Annotated in this window: 14 protein-coding genes and 1 pseudogene; 7 read left to right on the forward strand and 8 right to left on the reverse strand. The window is 70.1% G+C overall.

All coding sequences use genetic code 11. The annotated features are described in order from the left end of the window. Positions 1 to 128 precede the first annotated feature (128 nt). Together ACIBLA_RS22315 and ACIBLA_RS22320 are read left to right on the forward strand one after the other, a co-directional pair. Entirely contained in the window at positions 129 to 3,239 is a 3,111-nt protein-coding gene (locus ACIBLA_RS22315; RefSeq protein WP_399199572.1) for a sacsin N-terminal ATP-binding-like domain-containing protein, read from the forward strand. Between the two features lie 138 nt (positions 3,240 to 3,377). Further along, positions 3,378 to 4,232 (forward strand): DUF5707 domain-containing protein, encoded by an 855-nt coding sequence (locus ACIBLA_RS22320; protein WP_399199573.1) that lies wholly within the window; start codon positions 3,378 to 3,380, stop codon positions 4,230 to 4,232. Positions 4,233 to 4,310: 78 nt separating this feature from the next. Here the strand turns inward: ACIBLA_RS22320 and ACIBLA_RS22325 are convergent, their stop codons facing one another. Both ACIBLA_RS22325 and ACIBLA_RS22330 read right to left on the reverse strand, forming a co-directional pair. Then, positions 4,311 to 6,794, reverse strand: coding sequence for an HAD-IC family P-type ATPase (locus ACIBLA_RS22325; RefSeq protein WP_399199574.1), 2,484 nt, complete (start codon positions 6,792 to 6,794; stop codon positions 4,311 to 4,313). Between the two features lie 98 nt (positions 6,795 to 6,892). Beyond that, a complete protein-coding gene (locus tag ACIBLA_RS22330; RefSeq protein WP_363242722.1) occupies positions 6,893 to 7,180 on the reverse strand; it encodes a DUF2530 domain-containing protein in 288 nt (95 codons plus the stop codon). 158 nt (positions 7,181 to 7,338) lie between these two features. On the opposite strand from ACIBLA_RS22330, the gene ACIBLA_RS22335 reads away from it, so the two are divergent. Further along, a complete protein-coding gene (locus ACIBLA_RS22335; protein ID WP_399199575.1) occupies positions 7,339 to 8,766 on the forward strand; it encodes an NCS2 family permease in 1,428 nt (475 codons plus the stop codon). Positions 8,767 to 8,779: 13 nt separating this feature from the next. On the opposite strand, the gene ACIBLA_RS22340 is transcribed toward ACIBLA_RS22335, so the two are convergent. Beyond that, positions 8,780 to 8,962, reverse strand: a complete 183-nt coding sequence (locus tag ACIBLA_RS22340; protein WP_363242724.1) for a ribbon-helix-helix protein, CopG family — start codon at positions 8,960 to 8,962, stop codon at positions 8,780 to 8,782. A gap of 176 nt (positions 8,963 to 9,138) precedes the next feature. On the opposite strand from ACIBLA_RS22340, the gene ACIBLA_RS22345 reads away from it, so the two are divergent. Together ACIBLA_RS22345 and ACIBLA_RS22350 are read left to right on the forward strand one after the other, a co-directional pair. Continuing rightward, entirely contained in the window at positions 9,139 to 9,576 is a 438-nt protein-coding gene (locus ACIBLA_RS22345) for a MarR family transcriptional regulator (RefSeq protein ID WP_363242725.1), read from the forward strand. A gap of 123 nt (positions 9,577 to 9,699) precedes the next feature. Next, positions 9,700 to 11,049 (forward strand): MFS transporter, encoded by a 1,350-nt coding sequence (locus ACIBLA_RS22350; protein ID WP_399199576.1) that lies wholly within the window; start codon positions 9,700 to 9,702, stop codon positions 11,047 to 11,049. A gap of 51 nt (positions 11,050 to 11,100) precedes the next feature. Here ACIBLA_RS22350 and ACIBLA_RS22355 read toward each other — a convergent pair whose 3' ends face one another. From ACIBLA_RS22355 to iscB, 3 genes and pseudogenes are all read right to left on the reverse strand, one after another. Further along, on the reverse strand, positions 11,101 to 11,694 hold the full coding sequence (locus ACIBLA_RS22355; protein ID WP_399199577.1) for a Uma2 family endonuclease: 594 nt from the start codon (positions 11,692 to 11,694) through the stop codon (positions 11,101 to 11,103). A 111-nt stretch (positions 11,695 to 11,805) separates the two neighbouring features. After that, positions 11,806 to 12,222, reverse strand: coding sequence for a hypothetical protein (locus ACIBLA_RS22360; RefSeq protein ID WP_399199664.1), 417 nt, complete (start codon positions 12,220 to 12,222; stop codon positions 11,806 to 11,808). 8 nt (positions 12,223 to 12,230) lie between these two features. Then, a pseudogene (gene iscB / locus ACIBLA_RS22365) lies at positions 12,231 to 13,103 on the reverse strand (RNA-guided endonuclease IscB); the annotation flags it as partial. Positions 13,104 to 13,538: 435 nt separating this feature from the next. On the opposite strand from iscB, the gene thpR reads away from it, so the two are divergent. After that, a complete protein-coding gene (thpR, locus tag ACIBLA_RS22370) occupies positions 13,539 to 14,123 on the forward strand; it encodes an RNA 2',3'-cyclic phosphodiesterase (RefSeq protein WP_399199578.1) in 585 nt (194 codons plus the stop codon). 168 nt (positions 14,124 to 14,291) lie between these two features. On the opposite strand, the gene ACIBLA_RS22375 is transcribed toward thpR, so the two are convergent. Together ACIBLA_RS22375 and ACIBLA_RS22380 are read right to left on the reverse strand one after the other, a co-directional pair. Continuing rightward, positions 14,292 to 15,275 (reverse strand): aldo/keto reductase, encoded by a 984-nt coding sequence (locus tag ACIBLA_RS22375; protein WP_399199579.1) that lies wholly within the window; start codon positions 15,273 to 15,275, stop codon positions 14,292 to 14,294. Between the two features lie 74 nt (positions 15,276 to 15,349). Further along, complete coding sequence (locus ACIBLA_RS22380; protein ID WP_399199580.1) at positions 15,350 to 16,039, reverse strand: GDSL-type esterase/lipase family protein; 690 nt, start codon at positions 16,037 to 16,039, stop codon at positions 15,350 to 15,352. A gap of 65 nt (positions 16,040 to 16,104) precedes the next feature. On the opposite strand from ACIBLA_RS22380, the gene ACIBLA_RS22385 reads away from it, so the two are divergent. Then, a complete protein-coding gene (locus tag ACIBLA_RS22385; RefSeq protein ID WP_399199581.1) occupies positions 16,105 to 17,103 on the forward strand; it encodes a WD40 repeat domain-containing protein in 999 nt (332 codons plus the stop codon).

Genomic DNA, 17,103 nt, shown 5'->3' on the forward strand with positions numbered 1-17,103 from the left:
GCCGCTCGCCGCTGCCACGACCGGTGGCCCCGACCCGTGACCCGGGTGTGGTCCGCCGCGCGGTACCTTCGGGCCCACACTTACTGAGTGGTGGACCGGTAGGCGGACGGACAGAGCGGAGTCACAGCGTGAGCGTCACGACGACCGAGGGGCCCGATCCGTTCGGAACGGGTCGGCTGCGGCGTGCGGTGCTGGACTCGTGGGGGGCCGGGCCCGCGCGGTTTCGGGAGGATGCCAATGCCGAGGAGGACCTGGCCCTCGGTGGCTACCGTGACCGGCTGATCGTCGAGCTGGCGCAGAACGCCGCCGACGCCGCCGCCCGCGCCGGTGGGCCCGGCCGGCTCCGGCTCACGCTGCGGCCCGCCTCCGCCGACAGCCCCGCCGTGCTCGTGGCCGCCAACACCGGTGCGCCCCTCGACGCGGCCGGTGTCGAATCCCTCAGCACCCTGCGCGCCTCCGCCAAGCGCGAGGGGCACGAGTCAGCCGTCGGGCGCTTCGGGGTCGGCTTCGCCGCCGTCATCGCCGTCAGTGACGAGCCCGCCGTCGTCGGGCGGCACGGCGGTGTCCGCTGGTCCCTCGCCGAGGCGCGCGCTCTGGCCGAGGAGGTCGCCGGGGCGAGCCCCGGACTCGGCGACGAGCTGCGCCGCCGGGACGGGCATGTGCCGTTGCTGCGGCTGCCGCTGCCCGCCGAGGGCAGCGCGCCCGACGGTTACGACACCGTGGTCATCCTGCCCCTGCGGGACGGAACGGCGCTCGATCTGGTGGAGCGGCTGCTCGCTGGGATCGACGACGCGCTGCTGCTGACGCTGCCGGGGCTCGCCGAGGTCGTCGTCGAAACGCCGGACGGCGAACGGGTGTTGAGGCGCACCGAGCACGGGCCGTACGTACACGTCGAGGACAGTACGGCCGAGGCGGTGAGCCGCTGGCGGGTCGTCAGCCACCACGGTGCCACCGAGCCCGCGCTGCTTGAGGGCCGGCCCGTCGAGGAACGGCTGCGCCCGCACTGGGCGGTCACCTGGGCCGTCCCCGTGGACGGTGAGGGCGCCCCGGCCCGGCCCCGTACCGCGCCCGTCGTGCACGCCCCGACGCCGACCGACGAACCCCTGGGCGTACCCGCGCTGTTGATCGCCTCGCTGCCGCTGGACACCACCCGGCGGCACCCCGCGCCCGGACGGCTCACCGACTTCCTGGTGGAGCGGGCCGCCGACGCGTACGCCGAACTGCTCCGCGACTGGCGGCCGGTGTCCACCGGCACCATCGACCTGGTGCCGGGGCCGCTCGGTAAGGGTGAGCTGGACGGGGTGCTGCGGGCCGCGATCCTTCAGCGGCTGCCGCGCGTCGGCTTCCTCGAACCGGCCGCGCCCAGCGAGGAGTTGACAGCGCTGCGGCCCTTCGAGGCGGAGGTCGTGGAGGGCGCGGGCGCCGACACCGTACGCGTACTGGCCGAAGTGCTGCCCACGTTGCTGCCCGCCGGGCTCGAACGGCGCACGGAGCTGCGGTCCCTGACGGTGGGCCGGCTGCCGCTCGGCGACGCCATCGAGCGCATCGGCGGCACCGAGCGGCCCCCCGAGTGGTGGCGGCGGCTGTACGAGTCGCTGGCCGGTGTCGACCCGGACCGGCTGTCCGGACTGCCGGTGCCGCTGACCAGTGGCCGTACGGCCGTCGGCCCCCGGCGGGTCCTGCTGCCGCTCGTCGACACACCGTCCGACCTGGCCAGGCTCGGTCTGAAGGTGGCGCACCCGGACGCCGCCCACCCGCTGCTGGAGAAGCTGGGCGCGCTGCCCGCCACGCCGCGCGCCGTGCTGACGACCCCGGAGGTACGGGCGGCGGTCGCGGCCTCGCTGGACTCCGGTGAGGTCTGGGACGAGGACCTTCCGTACCGCCTGGACGCCGACGAGTTGGCCGAGACCGTCCTGGCGCTGGTGCGGGACGCGGATCTGGGCGTCGGCGACGAGCCGTGGCTGGCCGCGCTCGCGCTGCCCGACGAGGAGGGCGAACTCGCCCCCGCCGGTGAACTCGTCCTGCCCGGCAGCCCGTTCGCCGCCGTGATGCGGGAGGACGAACTCGCCCTGTGCGACGCCGACCTGGCCGAACGCTGGGGCGAACAGCCGCTCGCCGCCTGCGGGGTGCTGGCCAACTTCACCCTCGTACGTGCCACGGACGTCGTCCTGGACCCCGACGAACTGGAGCCGCGTGACGGCGACTTCGCCGAGCCGGACGACGCCGGGCTGCTGGACGCCGTCGACGTGTGGTGCGAGGACGTGCTGGACCGGCTGCCCGAGACGCCCGTGCCGCCCGTCGCGACCGAGATCGTCGCCGTACGCGACCTGGACCTCGTGGACGACGACGCCTGGCCGCAGGCCCTGGCCCTGCTGGCCCAGCCGCCGTTGCGGGACGCGCTGGTCGCGCCCGTACGCGTGCTGCTGCCCGACGGCACCACTGAGAGCGTCCGCTCGTACACCGCCTGGTGGCTGCGCGACCACCCGGTGCTCGACGGGCGCCGGCCGGCCGGTCTGCGCGCGGCCGGCGGTGATCCGCTGCTGGCCGGTCTGTACGACTCCGTGGACGCCTCCGGCTTCGAGGACGCGCAGGTGCTGCGTGCTCTGGGCGTACGGACGTCGGTCGCCGCGCTGCTGGACGAACCGGGCGGCGCCGCCGAGCTGTTGGGCCGGCTGGCGGACCCGGACCGTGAGGTGACCGTCCGTCAGCTGCACGCGCTCTACACGGCCATCGCCGACCTCGACCCCGAGCAGGTCACGCTCCCCGACGAGTTGCGCGCCGTCGTGGACGGCGAGGTGCGGATCGTGGACGCGGCGGACGCCGTGATCGCGGACGTTCCCGACCTGCTGCCGCTGACCGGCGGTCTGCCGCTGCTGCCGGTCGCGCCCGCGCGCGCCGCCGAGCTGGCCGAGCTGTTGCAGGTCGGGCGCCTCGGAGAGAGCGTGACGGCGGAGGTGACGACGGAGGGCGAGGAGTACGAGGTCCCGGAGTCCGTCCACGTACTGCTCGGCGTGGGCACCCCCGACACGTACACCGAGCACGAGCGACTGCTCGCGGGCGGCGTGGAGCTGGACTGGCGGCGCACGCCGGACGGCACGATCCACGCGTCCACGGTGGAGGGCGTCGCCGCCGGGCTGGCGTGGGCGGCGGGGCAGTGGCCGCGCCGCTTCGAGGTGGCCGCGCTGCTGGAGGACGCGTCACGCACGGAGGAGCTGGCGCGGGACCGCTGGTTCGATTGATGATCAAAACTGCGACTGCGACCGACAGGGCCCCAGATGGGTGATCTTCACGAAAAACGCACGTGACGCACAACCATTGGTCCGCCCTTCTCGTCTGAACAGGCGAGCCAACAGGCTCCCTGACCAATGGGGAAATGCATGCGAATCCGCGTCACTGTTGCCGTCGCGACCGGTGCCCTGGCCCTGTCGGCCCTCGCCGTGCCGGCGACCCAGGCCGCGCCCTCGGGCGACCGTCCCGGCGTGCCGTCCTACGGCTCCGCCACCCACCAGGACTCCGCCGCCGCGCCGAAGGGCAAGGCCAGGGCCGCCGCCGAGGCCCCGGTGATCAGCAAGGCCGTGGTGAACGGTGGCAAGCCGATCGTCGTCGGCACCACCGCCGTCAAGAAGGTCTCCGTCGCGATCACCGCGTCCCACCCGTCGGGCATCGCCGACTCCGACGCGATCATCTGGATCGGCTCCAGCGTGGACGACCCGGACTCCTTCGGCTTCGGCACGACCGGCCCGGCCAACTGCGTCGCCGCGAACGCCACCACCTCCACCTGCACGCAGACCATCGAGGTGGACCCGACCTGGCTGATCAACAGCGACTCCAGGACCTGGAACGTCGGTGTCTGGGTGAATTCGAACGACACCTACAGCGCGCAGAACGACAAGTTCGGCAAGACGAACCTCCAGCGCCTGTCCAAGCTGGACGTCAACGCCGCCCCGGAGCCGGTGAAGAAGGGCGGCACGATCACGATCACGGGCAAGCTGTCCCGCGCCAACTGGGAGACGGGCACCTACAAGGGCTACGCCACCCAGTCCGTGCAGCTCCAGTTCCGTAAGAAGACGAGCACCACCTACAGCACGGTGAAGACGGTCAAGACCTCCACCACCGGCACGCTGAAGACCACCTCCAAGGCCACCGTGGACGGCTACTGGCGCTGGAACTTCGGCGGTACGTCGACCACCCCGGCGGTCATCCCGGCCGGCGACTTCGTCGACGTGAAGTAGCCCGAGCGATCGTACGAAGGGCCCCGCGCTGCACAGCACGCGCGGGGCCCTTCGCCATGTCCACGGACAGTGACGCCGCTACGCCGGGTACCTCCGGTCCACCAGACGCCACGCCACCTCCAGCAGCGCCGCGCCCACGGCCGCGATCGCGACCGCCGTCCACGGCAGCGTCGCGCCCACCAGTTTCAGCGCGAAGAAGTGCTGGAGCGACGGCACGACCAGGACGACCAGGAAGCAGAAGCCCATCGCCAGCACCAGGGCCACCCGCCACCAGGTGTAGGGGCGGGCGATGATCACCAGGACCCACATCGAGACCAGGAACAGCGTCAGCGTCGCCGCGCTCGTCTCGGCGGCCAGCGAGCCCGGTCCGCTGTAGTGCGCGCGGGCCAGCAGATACGTGGTGAACGTCGTGGCGGCGGCGACGATGCCGCTGGGGATCGAGTAACGCATCACCCTGCGTACGAAGTTGGGCTTCGCGCGCTCCTTGTTGGGCGCGAGGGCCAGGAAGAAGGCCGGGACGCCGATCGTGAGCGTGGAGATCAGCGTCAGATGCCGGGGCAGGAACGGATACTCCACCTGCGTACAGACCACCAGGATGGCCAGCAGCACGGAGTAGACCGTCTTCGTCAGGAACAGCGTCGCGACGCGCGTGATGTTGCCGATCACCCGGCGGCCCTCGGCCACCACCGAAGGCAGCGTGGCGAAGCTGTTGTTGAGGAGCACGATCTGGGCGACCGCCCGCGTCGCCTCCGACCCCGACCCCATCGCGACGCCGATGTCGGCGTCCTTCAGCGCGAGTACGTCGTTCACGCCGTCACCGGTCATCGCGACCGTGTGGCCGTGCGACTGGAGCGCGCCCACCATCTCCCGCTTCTGCTGCGGGCTGACCCGGCCGAAGACCGACGCCTCGTCGAGCGCCTGCGCCATCTCGTCCCGTTCGCCGGGCAGTTGGCGCGCGTCCACCGTGCGGTCCGCGCCCGGCAGCCCCAGCTTCGCGGCCACGGCGCCGACCGAGACCGCGTTGTCGCCGGAGATCACCTTGGCCTCGACGTCCTGGTCGGCGAAGTACGTGAGGGTCTCGGCCGCGTCGGGGCGCAGCCGCTGCTCCAGTACGACCAGGGCCGTCGGCACCGCGCCTGCCGTCACGTCGGGCGCGTCGAGTGCGGGGGCGCCGTCGACGCGGACCAGCAGGAGCACGCGCAGGCCCTGCTGGTTGAGTGCGTCGATCCCGGTGAGCGTGGGATCGTCGGCGGGCAGCAGGACGTCGGGCGCGCCGAGGAGCCAGCTGACATGCCCGCCGCCGGTGTCGGGCCGCCCCTCGGTGTCGCCCTTGAACGTCGCGCCGCTGTACTTGCGGGCCGAGGAGAACGGCAGCGCCGCCGTGGCGCGCCACCCCGACTCGTCCGGATACGTGTCGATGATCGCCTGGAGGCTGGCGTTCGGCCGGGGGTCGGACGCGCCGATGGCGCCGAGCACCTTGCGTACGTACCCCTCGTCCGCGCCGCCCAGCGGCCGGAGTTCGGTGACGTCCATGCCGCCCTCGGTGAGGGTGCCCGTCTTGTCCAGGCAGACGACGTCGACACGGGCCAGGCCCTCGATCGCGGGCAGCTCCTGCACGAGGCACTGCTTGCGGCCGAGCCGGATGACGCCGATCGCGAAGGCGATCGAGGTCAGCAGGACCAGGCCTTCCGGGATCATCGGGACGATGCCGCCGATGGTCCGGGCGACGGAGTCCTTGAAGTTGTTCTGCTTGACGACGAGCTGACTGATGATCAGCCCGAGCGCTGTCGGGACCATCATCCAGGTCACGTACTTCAGTATCGTGCTGATGCCGCTGCGCAGTTCGGACTGGACGAGCGTGAAGCGCGAGGCCTCCTCGGCGAGTTGGGCCGCGTACGCCTCCCGACCCACCTTCGTCGCCCGGAACGCGCCGCCGCCCGCGACCACGAAACTGCCCGACATCACTGTGTCGCCGCGGCGCTTGAGCACCGGATCGGCCTCACCGGTGAGCAGCGACTCGTCGATCTCCAGATTGTCGGCCTCGACGATCTCGCCGTCCACGACGACCTTGTCGCCGGGGCCGAGTTCCACGACGTCGGCGAGGACGATCTCGGAGGTGGAGATCCCGGCCGCGACACCGTCGCGCCGTACGACGGGCTTCGCCTCGCCGATGAGGGCCAGGCCGTCGAGGGTCCGCTTGGCGCGCAACTCCTGGATGATGCCGATGCCGGTGTTGGCGATGATCACGAAGCCGAAGAGGCTGTCCTGGATCGGCGCGACCAGCAGGATGATCGCCCAGAGGATCCCGATGAGCGCGTTGAACCGGGTGAAGACGTTGGCGCGGACGATCTCGGCGGTGGAGCGGCTGCTGCGTACGGGAACGTCGTTGACCTCGCCGCGCGCGACCCGCTCGGCGACCTCCGCGGAGGTCAGCCCGGTGGCGCGGCGGCCGGCCGACGTCGGCAGCTCCCTCGGGTGGACGGGGTCCAGCTCCGCCCCCGCGTCGATGGACGGGCCGCGTGGCTCGCCGTCACCGGTGTCGATCTTCGCCCGCTGAGTCATGGGGTCGACGTTACGGCGGTGAAGGGCCGTTCACCCGCCGCGAGGCCGGAAGATCCGACCGAGGTACGAGAGGTACGGCGACAAGTCCACCCACGGCACTACGGCGCGGGGCGCTCGTCCGCGTTCGCGCCGGTGTCGGTGCCCGCCTGTGCGCGCTTGATGGCGGCGTCGCGCCTGCGGACGTACCAGATACCGATCAGCCCGAGCCCCGCACCGGCGAGACAGGTCCACAGCCACCAGAGGTGCCCGTGGTCGTCGAACCACCCGTAGAAGGGGAGCTGGACGAGGAAGAGGACGAACCAGATGACGGTGCCGCCGACGATGGTCGGGACGACCGGCCCCTCCAGGGGCTCGGGTGCCTCATGCGTCGGGGTCCACTTCGCCATGGCGGCAGTCTATGCGGGCGGGGTCGGCAGGCCGGTGCTGGAGCCATCTACGCGCGGAGATAGCGATCACCGATCTGTCTGTTCATACTGAAACGGTTTTGCGAATGGCCTGTTCTGTTCGTTCGAACGTCCGATGACCACGATGACTGAGGTTGCGCATGCCCGTGCAGGACAAGGCCCCCGCTCCGGTCGGCTTCGACCGCTTCGACCGCTTCTTCAAGATCTCGGAGCGCGGTTCCACCGTCGGCCGTGAGGTGCGCGGCGGCTTCGCCACCTTCTTCGCGATGGCCTACATCATCGTGCTGAACCCGATCATCCTCGGCAGCGCGAAGGACGCCTTCGGCAACCAGCTCGACAGCGGCCAACTGGTCACCGCCACCGTGCTGACCGCGGCCTTCTCCACTCTCCTGATGGGCGTCATCGGCAACGTGCCGATCGCGCTCGCCGCCGGGCTCGGCGTGAACGCGGTCGTCGCGCTCCAGCTCGCCCCGAGGATGAGCTGGCCCGACGCGATGGGCATGGTCGTCCTGGCCGGTTTCCTCGTGATGCTGCTGGTCGCGACCGGGCTTCGGGAACGGGTGATGAACGCCGTCCCGACCAGCCTCCGCAAGGGCATCGCCATCGGCATCGGCTTCTTCATCATGCTGATCGGCCTGGTCGACTCCGGCTTCGTGTCCCGTATCCCGGACGTCGCCAGGACCACCGTGCCGCTCCAGCTCGGCTCGGACGGCCACCTCAACGGCTGGCCCGTGCTGGTCTTCGCGCTCGGCGCGCTGCTCACACTCGTACTGATCATCCGCAAGGTGCCCGGCGCGATCCTGATCTCGATCGTGACGATGACGGTCCTGGCGCTGATCATCGAAGCGGTCGCCAAGGTGCCGAGCTGGGGCCTGACGACCCCGAAGTGGCCGGGCAACCCGGTGGCCAGCCCGGACTTCGGGCTGGTCGGCGAGTTGAGTCTCTTCGGCGGCTTCGAGAAGGTCGGCATCCTCACCGGTGTCCTCTTCGTCTTCACCGTGCTGCTGTCGACGTTCTTCGACGCGATGGGCACGATCCTCGGCGTCGGCGACGAGGCGAAGCTGATGGACGAGAAGGGGCGGCTGCCCGGTATCAACCGGGTGCTGTTCGTGGACGGCGTCGCCGTCGCGTCCGGCGGTGCGACCTCGTCCTCCGCCGCCACCTGCTTCGTGGAGTCCACGGCGGGTGTCGGCGAAGGCGCGAGGACCGGGCTGGCATCCGTCGTGACGGGCACGCTCTTCTCGCTGGCGCTGTTCCTCACACCGATCGCGACGATGGTCCCGTCCCAGGCGGCGACGCCCGCCCTGCTGGCGGTCGGCTTCCTGATCCTCGCCGGGTCGATCAGGGACATCGACTGGACCGACTACACGGTCGCCGTACCCGCGTTCCTGGCGATGCTGACGATGCCGTTCACGTACTCGATCACCAACGGCATCGGCATCGGCTTCATCACCTTCAGCGTGCTGCGCCTGGCGGCGGGCCGGGGGCGCGAGGTGCCGGTGGCGATGTACGTCGTGTCGGCGGTCTTCGTCTTCTACTACGCGATGCCGGCGCTGGGCCTGACGTGACCGTGGGGGCTGGTCACGCCGCGCCGTAGAACCTCTCCGTCTCGTCGACGGACGCCTTGAAGCGTTCGTCGAAATCGTCGCGCATGAGCGTCCCGACCACATAGTCCTGGACGGTCATTCCGCGTCTGGCGGCGTGCTGCCGTAGCCGGTCGAGCAGCTCACCGTCTATCCGCAGGCTGAGCACTGTCGATCCCATGCCGTCCAGGGTCGGGGGCGGGTACGGGCCGCTGGGTGACTTTCCGTGCTTTCCTCACTCGTTCGAGTGAGCTACCCGCGCTCGATGTGTCGTGCGATGTGTGGGATCTGTGCGATCTGGCGGGGAGCGGTGTTTTCCGTTTTCCTTAGCTTAGGTAATGAGTTACGCTAAACAACATGCCTGACCTATCCCACGGCGACGACGCAGCCGCCGTGAACGCACTCCGCTCGGCCGTCATGCGGCTGGGCCGGCGCCTCAAGCACCAGCGCGTCGACGAGTCCCTGAGCCCGACCGAGATGTCGGTGCTCGGCACCCTCGCCCGCTGCGGGTCCGCCACACCCGGCGAGCTGGCCCGCAAGGAGCACGTACAGCCGCCGTCGATGACACGCATCGTGGCCCTGCTCGAAGCCAAGGGGCTCGTCCGGCTCGAACCGCACCCCGACGACCGCCGGCAGAAGGTGGTCACCTCGACCGAGCGGGCCGAGGCCATGCTCGAAGAGAGCCGCCGCAAGCGGAACGCGTGGCTGACCGCCGTCGCGGAGGGCCTGGACGAGGACGAATGGGCCAAGCTCCGGGCGGCGGCGCCGGTGCTGGAGAAGCTCGCGCATTTGTAGCTGCCGTAACTGCCATTGCCGTAACCACCCGTATCCCCGGTTCTCGGCCTGATCGCTTCGGCCCGAGGGACCCGCACACGAGCACGTTGTCAACGTTGTCAGCGCCGAGGAGGCGAACCCACTTTGAGTACGGGATCCGGAGCAGACTCCGCCCCCGCACCGACCACCCCCAACCCCATTGAACAGACCGAACAGCCCCGCACGAGCATGTTCAGCTCGCTGAGGATCCGTAACTACCGGCTCTTCGCCACCGGACAGGTCGTATCGAACACCGGCACCTGGATGCAGCGCATCGCCCAGGACTGGCTGGTGCTCACCCTCACCGGATCCTCCACGGCCGTCGGTATCACCACGGCCCTCCAATTCCTGCCGATGCTGCTCTTCGGCCTGTACGGCGGCGTCATAGCCGACCGCTGCAACAAACGCACCCTGCTGCTCGGCACCCAGGCCGCCATGGGACTCACCGGCCTCGCGCTCGCCGCCCTCACCCTCAGCGGCCAGGTCCAGGTCTGGCACGTGTACGCCACGGCCTTCGTACTCGGCCTGGTCACGGTGGTCGACAATCCGGCGCGACAGTCGTTCGTGCACGAGATGGTCGGCCCGGACCAGCTGCGTAACGCCGTCAGCCTCAACTCCGCCAACTTCCAGTCGGCGCGCCTCGTCGGCCCGGCCGTCGCCGGTGTCCTGATCACCGCCGTCGGCAGCGGCTACGCCTTCCTCCTCAACGGACTCTCCTTCATCGCACCCATCACCGGCCTGCTGGTGATGCGCACCGCCGACCTGCACAAGGCCGAGCGCACCCCGCGCGGCAAGGGCCAGCTGCGGGAAGGGCTGCGTTACGTCGCGGGAAAGCCCGAACTGATCTGGCCGATCGTGCTCGTCGGTTTCATCGGCACCTTCGGCTTCAACTTCCCGATCTGGCTCTCCGCCTTCGCGGACGACGTCTACCACGCGGGCGCCGGTACGTACGGCCTGCTCAACACCCTGATGGCAGCCGGCTCCCTGATCGGCGCCCTGCTCGCCGCCCGCCGGGGCACCTCCCGGATGCGGCTGCTGGTGGCGGCGGCGGTCCTCTTCGGTGTGCTGGAGATCGTGGCCGCGTTCGCGCCGACGTTCTGGATCTTCGCGGTGCTGCTCGTGCCGATCGGCATGTGCGGCCTGACGGTCAACGTGACGGCCAACTCCAGCATCCAGATGACCACGGACCCGGCCATGCGCGGCCGGGTGATGGCCCTGTTCATGATGGTCTTCGTGGGCGGTACGCCGCTGGGCGCCCCGCTCGTCGGGTGGGTCACCGACACGTACGGGGCCAGGGTCGGCTTCGCGGCGGGCGGCGCGGTCGCGGCGCTGGCGGCGGTGGGCGTGGGGGCGATGCTCGCCCGCGCGGGCGGCCTGCGCGTCAAGATCGACCTGCGGCCGGGGCATCCTCATGTGACGTTCGTGCCGCGGGAGAAGCTGGCGACGGCGGCGTGAGGGACGGCGCCCGCTCGCCCGGAGGGTTCGGGGGAGCGGGCGCGAGGGGGTTCAGCCGCGCGGGAACTCGTCGGTCTTGAGAGTCAGCCCGACGACGGTGTCCTTGAGCTTGATCTCCTCACCGAAGTCGACGGTCCGGTCGACGCCGTACTCGTCCTTCTTCGGTTCGGTGAAGACGCGGCAGCGGCCGACGTACGGATCGACGACGAGATAGACGGGCACGCCGGCGGTCGCGTAGGCGGCCTTCTTCGGGCCGTAGTCGTTGAGGGCGGTCGACTTGGAGATCACCTCGGCCACTAACTCGATGTCCTCGTAGTCCCAGAGACCCTTCGCGTTCTTGGCGGCCTCGCCGGACAGCGCGACAACATCGCAGGCGAACCCGTTCAAGTGGCCGGGGAAGTCGAAGCGGACGTCGGACTTGACCCGGCTGCGCGCGTACCCGGCTGCCCTTAATTGCTCGTAGATGTCCGTGATGATCTGCCAATGGGTGTCCCGTTGCGCCGCTATGAAGACGTGCCCACCGACGATCTCGACCTTGTATCCTCCGGGTACGGGCAACTCCTCAAGCCACTCGAACATCCTGTCCAGAGTCAGTTCGTCGCTCTCGTTGGCCATGGCGATCCTGTCGGTTTCTACGACGGTCATTGATCTCTCCTTTTTCGTGGATACCCCCTGCTCTTAGCTGGGGCAGGAAATGAAGTTCCTGCGGAGCAGGGCAGGGATAGCCGATTCGCCGCCAGGGCGGATCGGCGTCCGCTACGCGGCTGCTGTACGGGCCCGTTCGGGTTGGGTGGTGTAGGCGTAGCCGTCGGCCCGTTGGAGGAGTCGAACGTGCTTGTGGCGGATGCCTTGGACGGTTCCGTGGGTGGTGGTGATGTTGAAGCTGCCGGTGGCGCGTACGGCGACACGGCCGGTGTGCGTCCCCTGCTTCTTGCCAGTGGGCACCACCGCCCGCACGAGGTCGCCGGTGGCGTAGCCGAAGAACTGCTTCTGCCTCGGTATGTGCAGGCGGGGGAATCCGTGCTTGTCGCTGCGGGTCCGGGTGTGCGTGCCACGACCGGCGCATCCGGCGACCAGCACAGTGGTGACGGTTTCGGTGATCGCGTCGAGCTTGCCGACGGCAGAGCGTCCGATGTGTGGGTCTTCGGCAGGCCGCAGCGAGTGCGGTTCCACTTCGTTCGGCCGCCTGAGGCGGTGTGGGTGGGGAGGATGGCGTCGAGTGCCCGCCATAGCGCCCAGCGGGTGGAGTTGACTGCCGCTGCGTCGCGGAGCGGGGCCTTGGCGCGCTTGAGGATGTCGGCGGCCCGCTTCGGGGCGAACTCCTCAACGGGATGATTGGACTTGGTCTCGTTGCAGGGGATGCAGGCGAGGACGAGATTCGAGACGCGGTCGGAGCCGCCCCAGGAACGGGGGTGTACGTGGTCGATGTTGAGCGGCACGTTCGTGATGCCGCAGTACACGCAGGCGCGCCCGAACTTGGCGAGCAGATACTCGCGCACCTCCGTACCAGCCAAGGTGCCTCTCTGGTACTCCGCCCCTTCCAACGGCTTTCCGGCCGAGATGGCGTGGGTGTCGAATGCGACGCGTTCGACACCCACGGCGCGAACCGGAGTCCAGCGTGCGAGCCGGTTCGTCCACGACATCGTGGTCTCGACACGGTGCCGCAGGCTGGGGGCGAGCCAGCCTTTCGGCTTCGTACGGTTGAGAAAGCGGGGTGCCCGGTACCGGAGGTTGCGGGTGCGCCGTCCGCGCCGGTAGGCCGAGCGCTGCTCCATCTTCTTCCGAATCGTCGCGCCTCGGTGATCGAGCCGCACGCTGTACCGGCCGCGCCTCTCACCGGCCTGGACGGTGAACACGGCGATACCGGTGTGCTTGGAGCCGGGGTCGATGCCCAGCTCTACCCCGTCGACCTCCGAGTCGGCGGCGGTGCGGTCTTTGAGGCGGATGACGAACGGCGTGTGCCGGTGGACAACAGCGCGTCCCTTCTTGAGCAGCTTGCGCGCCCGAGCCGGGGTGGTGGGCTGCAACGGGTGGTGGTGCTTGTCGAGCACCATGACGTATGGGTGGGACTCACGTCCCGTCTCCCGAACCTTGCAGTCCGGGGTGACGCCGGCAGCGCCAGGTGAAGCGCTGTCGGTCTCCTCTCGCACATGTTCCGCGCTCGGCGCCTTACGGCGCTCGAGCCCCGTTTCGTCCCTGATCCCGGGGTTGTCTGCTGACTCGAATTCAAGGGAGAGCTGCTGAGGAAGCACAGCGCTGTTGATCTTCTGTCGTACGCGGAACGTAGCCAACTTCGGTCACCTCCTACTTGGTGTTGGCTGGTGCTGGTAACACATGGACCTCAGCCAGTCCGGCTGAAAGCCCCCTCGTTTACGAGGGGGATCCGGTTACCGTGGCGCTCCTCCCCGCTGCCGTACGAAATTCGGCAGCCGCGCAGTACAACGATATCCACGGTGTCCCGGTCACGCCCGAATGCCAGACTGGCCGCCATGCGCCTTTTCGCCGCCGTGCTGCCGCCCGCCCATGCCGCCGACGAACTCGCCGCCGCCGTCGACCGGCGGGTGCGGGGGCTTCCCGGGGCCGACGGGATGCGGTGGACCGGGCAGGCCGGGTGGCACTTCACGCTCGCCTTCATGGGGGAGGTCGACGACGCGCTCGTGCCCGAGCTGACCGAGCGGCTGGAGCGTGCGGCGCACCGGACGTGGGCGTTTCCGCTGCGCCTGCGCGGCGGCGGGCACTTCGGCGGGCGCGCGCTGTGGGCCGGTGCCACCGGGGGCATCGCGGAGCTGCGGCGGCTCGCCGAACGCGCGGACGCCGCCGCGCGCCGGACCGGCCTGCCGATGGAGGAGCACCGGAGCTACCGGCCGCACCTCACGCTGGCCCGTACGCGGACCGAGACCGACCTGCGCCCCTACGTGGCCGCGCTCGACGGTTTCGAGGGCACGCCGTGGGAGGTCGGGGAGCTGGCGCTCGTACGGAGCAGGCTGCCCGTGGCCGGGGTGCCGGGGGAGCAGCCGCGGTACGAGACGCTGGTGCGCTGCCCCACCGCCAGGCCCGCGGCCGGCGGCCGTTAACCTCGACGCGTGGACCCCAAAACCCGGAACCGGATCATGGCCGCCGCGCTGGTGCTGATGTTCGTGATCGTCGCCGTGGCGGGAGCGGTCGGCTAGGGCGTGTTGTGAAACACGCCCTGGCGACCGTCGGAGGGCACGGCCCAAGGGCCGCGCCCTCCCGTGGCGGCACTACCAGGCGAACGCCTCCGGAGACGGCCCCGGACCGGGGAAGATCTCCTCCAGCGACGCCAGCACCTCCTCCGACAGCTCCAGCTCCACCCCGCGCAGCGCGGACTCCAACTGCTCCGCCGTACGCGGGCCGACGATCGGCCCCGTCACACCGGGCCGCGTGAGCAGCCAGGCCAGCGCCGCCTCGCCCGGCTCGACGCCGTGCTTGGCCAGCAGGTCCTCGTACGCCTGGACCTGCTCACGGATCTTCGTGTCCGCGAGCCGGCTGCTCGAACGCTTCCCGGTGCCGCCCTCGCGCTCCTTGCGGATCGCACCGCCGAGGAGCCCGCCCTGGAGCGGCGACCAGGGGATGACCCCGAGGCCGTACTCCTGCGCGGCCGGGATGACCTCCATCTCGGCGCGGCGCTCGGCGAGGTTGTAGAGGCACTGCTCACTGACCAGGCCGTACGAGCCCAGTCGGCGAGCCGTCTCGTTGGTCTGGGCGATCTTCCAGCCGGGGAAGTTCGACGAACCGGCGTAGAGGATCTTGCCCTGCCGGATCAGGGTGTCGATCGCCTGCCAGATCTCCTCGACCGGGGTGTCTCGGTCGATGTGGTGGAACTGGTAGAGATCGATGTGGTCGGTCTGGAGCCGCTTGAGGCTGGCGTCCACCGCGCGGCGGATGTTGAGGGCCGACAGCTTGTCGTGGTTGGGCCACGCGTCGCCCTCGGCGGCCATGTTCCCGTACACCTTGGTGGCGAGCACCACCTTGTCGCGACGGCCGCCGCCCTGGGCGAACCAGGTGCCGAGGATTTCCTCCGTACGGCCCTTGTTCTCCCCCCAGCCGTAGACGTTGGCGGTGTCGAAGAAGTTGATGCCGGCGCCGAGCGCGTCATCCATGATGGCGTGGCTGTCGGCCTCGTTCGTATGAGGCCCGAAGTTCATGGTGCCGAGGACGAGTCGGCTGACTTTGAGTCCGGTGCGTCCGAGCTGCGTGTACTTCATGGCTCAACAGCCAACGCCTTCGAGCGTCCTCGAAGCAAGACCTCACTTCGAGTGACGGGGAGCGGGAGTGACGCTCACCGCCCGGCGTACGGCGCGCCCAGACCCCACGCCTGATGCATCGCGTCGGCGAACGCGCCTGCGAGCAGATGCTCCCCCGAGGGGCCGGGGTGGGTGCCGTCGTAGGTGTCGCGATGGATGTCGTACGACGCGGGGCGTGAGGCCGGCAGCAGCGGCGACTGGGGTTCGTCCAGGTCGGCGACCGTCTTGGCCAGCAGGTCGTTGAAGCGGTCGACCTCGGCGGCGAACGCCGGGTCGGTGGCGGCGCGGGTGTTGGGTATGACGGGCAGCAGCACGATCCGTACGCGCGGATTCGCGGCACGTGCCTCGGCGATGAACTCCCGTGTGTGCACGGCCGTTTGGTCGCTGTTCGTGTAGAAGCCGAGGTCTATCAGGCCCAGCGAGACGAGCAGCACGTCCACGCGGTGCGCGGCGACCGTCGCGCGGATCACCGGCGCCATGTGCTGCCAGCCCTCGCCCCAGCCCGCGAGGTGCGACCAGGCCTTCGCGGGGAAGTCGGGGGCGCGGTACGCGTACGAGACGGGGGCGTTGGGGTGCGCGTCGGAGTCGTACAGGCCGGTCCGGGGGCCGACGATCGCGTACGGGCCGCCGTACGACGCGTTCAGGTGCTGCCACATCCGGTAGCGCCAGGTGAAGTCGCCGGCGCGGCCGATGGTCATCGAGTCGCCGACGAACATGAAACGCATCGGGTCATCATCGCTGATCGAGGGAGGACGGCCGAGCCCGGCCCGTGGGATGGCAGTCTTGGACCATGGTCATGGTCATTCGCCCCTGTTCGCGTCTCGCCGGCGCCGCAATCGCGGCGGCGGTGCTCGCGCTGTCCGCCCCGGTGGCGGTGGCCGCCCCCGCAGCGGACCCCGACCGGAGCTTCCGGATCACGGACCCACGCATCACCGAGTCCAGCGGACTCGCAGCCAGCCGCGCGCATCCCGGCGTCTACTGGACGCACAACGACCAGGACAAGCCCCTGATCTACGGCGTCGACTCCCGGACCGGCGAGACCGTCGCGACCATCACCATGCGCGGGGTCGGGGAGCCCCGCGACATGGAGGCGATCTCCGTCGGCGCCGACGGGAACATCTACGTCGGTGACATCGGCGACAACCTGAACGGCAGTTGGGACCACGTCTGGATCTACCGCTTCCCGGAGCCGAAACGACTCGCGGACGCGACCGTCGACGCGACGCAGTACACCGTCAAGTACGCGGACGGCCCGCGCGACGCCGAGGCGCTGATGGTCCACCCCACCACGGGCCGCGTCTACATCGCCTCGAAGAACGAGGACGGCGGCGGCCTCTACGAAGGCCCCGCGAAGTTGACCAGCGACGGCACGAACACCTTCGAGCGCGTGGGCGAGGTGCCCTGGGTGACCGACGGCGCGTTCTCGCCGGACGGCAAGGAGCTGACGCTGCGTTCGTACTTCAGCGCCCGCGCCTACGTGTGGAAGAACGGCCGCCTGGGCGCGGACCACCGCGTCCGCGCCCCGATCCAGGCCCAGTCGGAGTCGGTGACGTACACGCTGGACGGCTCGGCCCTGATGTTCGGCACGGAGGGCACGCGCAGCGAGGTCAGCCGCGTCGACCTCGGGAAGGGCGGCGGCTCGTCGTCGGGGGGCGGCGGGAGCGCGGGGAACGGCAGTGCGGGTGAGGACGCCGGGGGCGACGGCGGGAACATCACGATCGGCACGGTGGTGCTCGTGGGCGCGGCGGTGCTGTTCTTCGCCTTCAGGCGCAAGAAGGGAAGCACCTGA

Origin of the sequence: Streptomyces sp. NPDC050433 (assembly GCF_044458565.1) — a bacterium.
GTDB lineage: Bacteria > Actinomycetota > Actinomycetes > Streptomycetales > Streptomycetaceae > Streptomyces.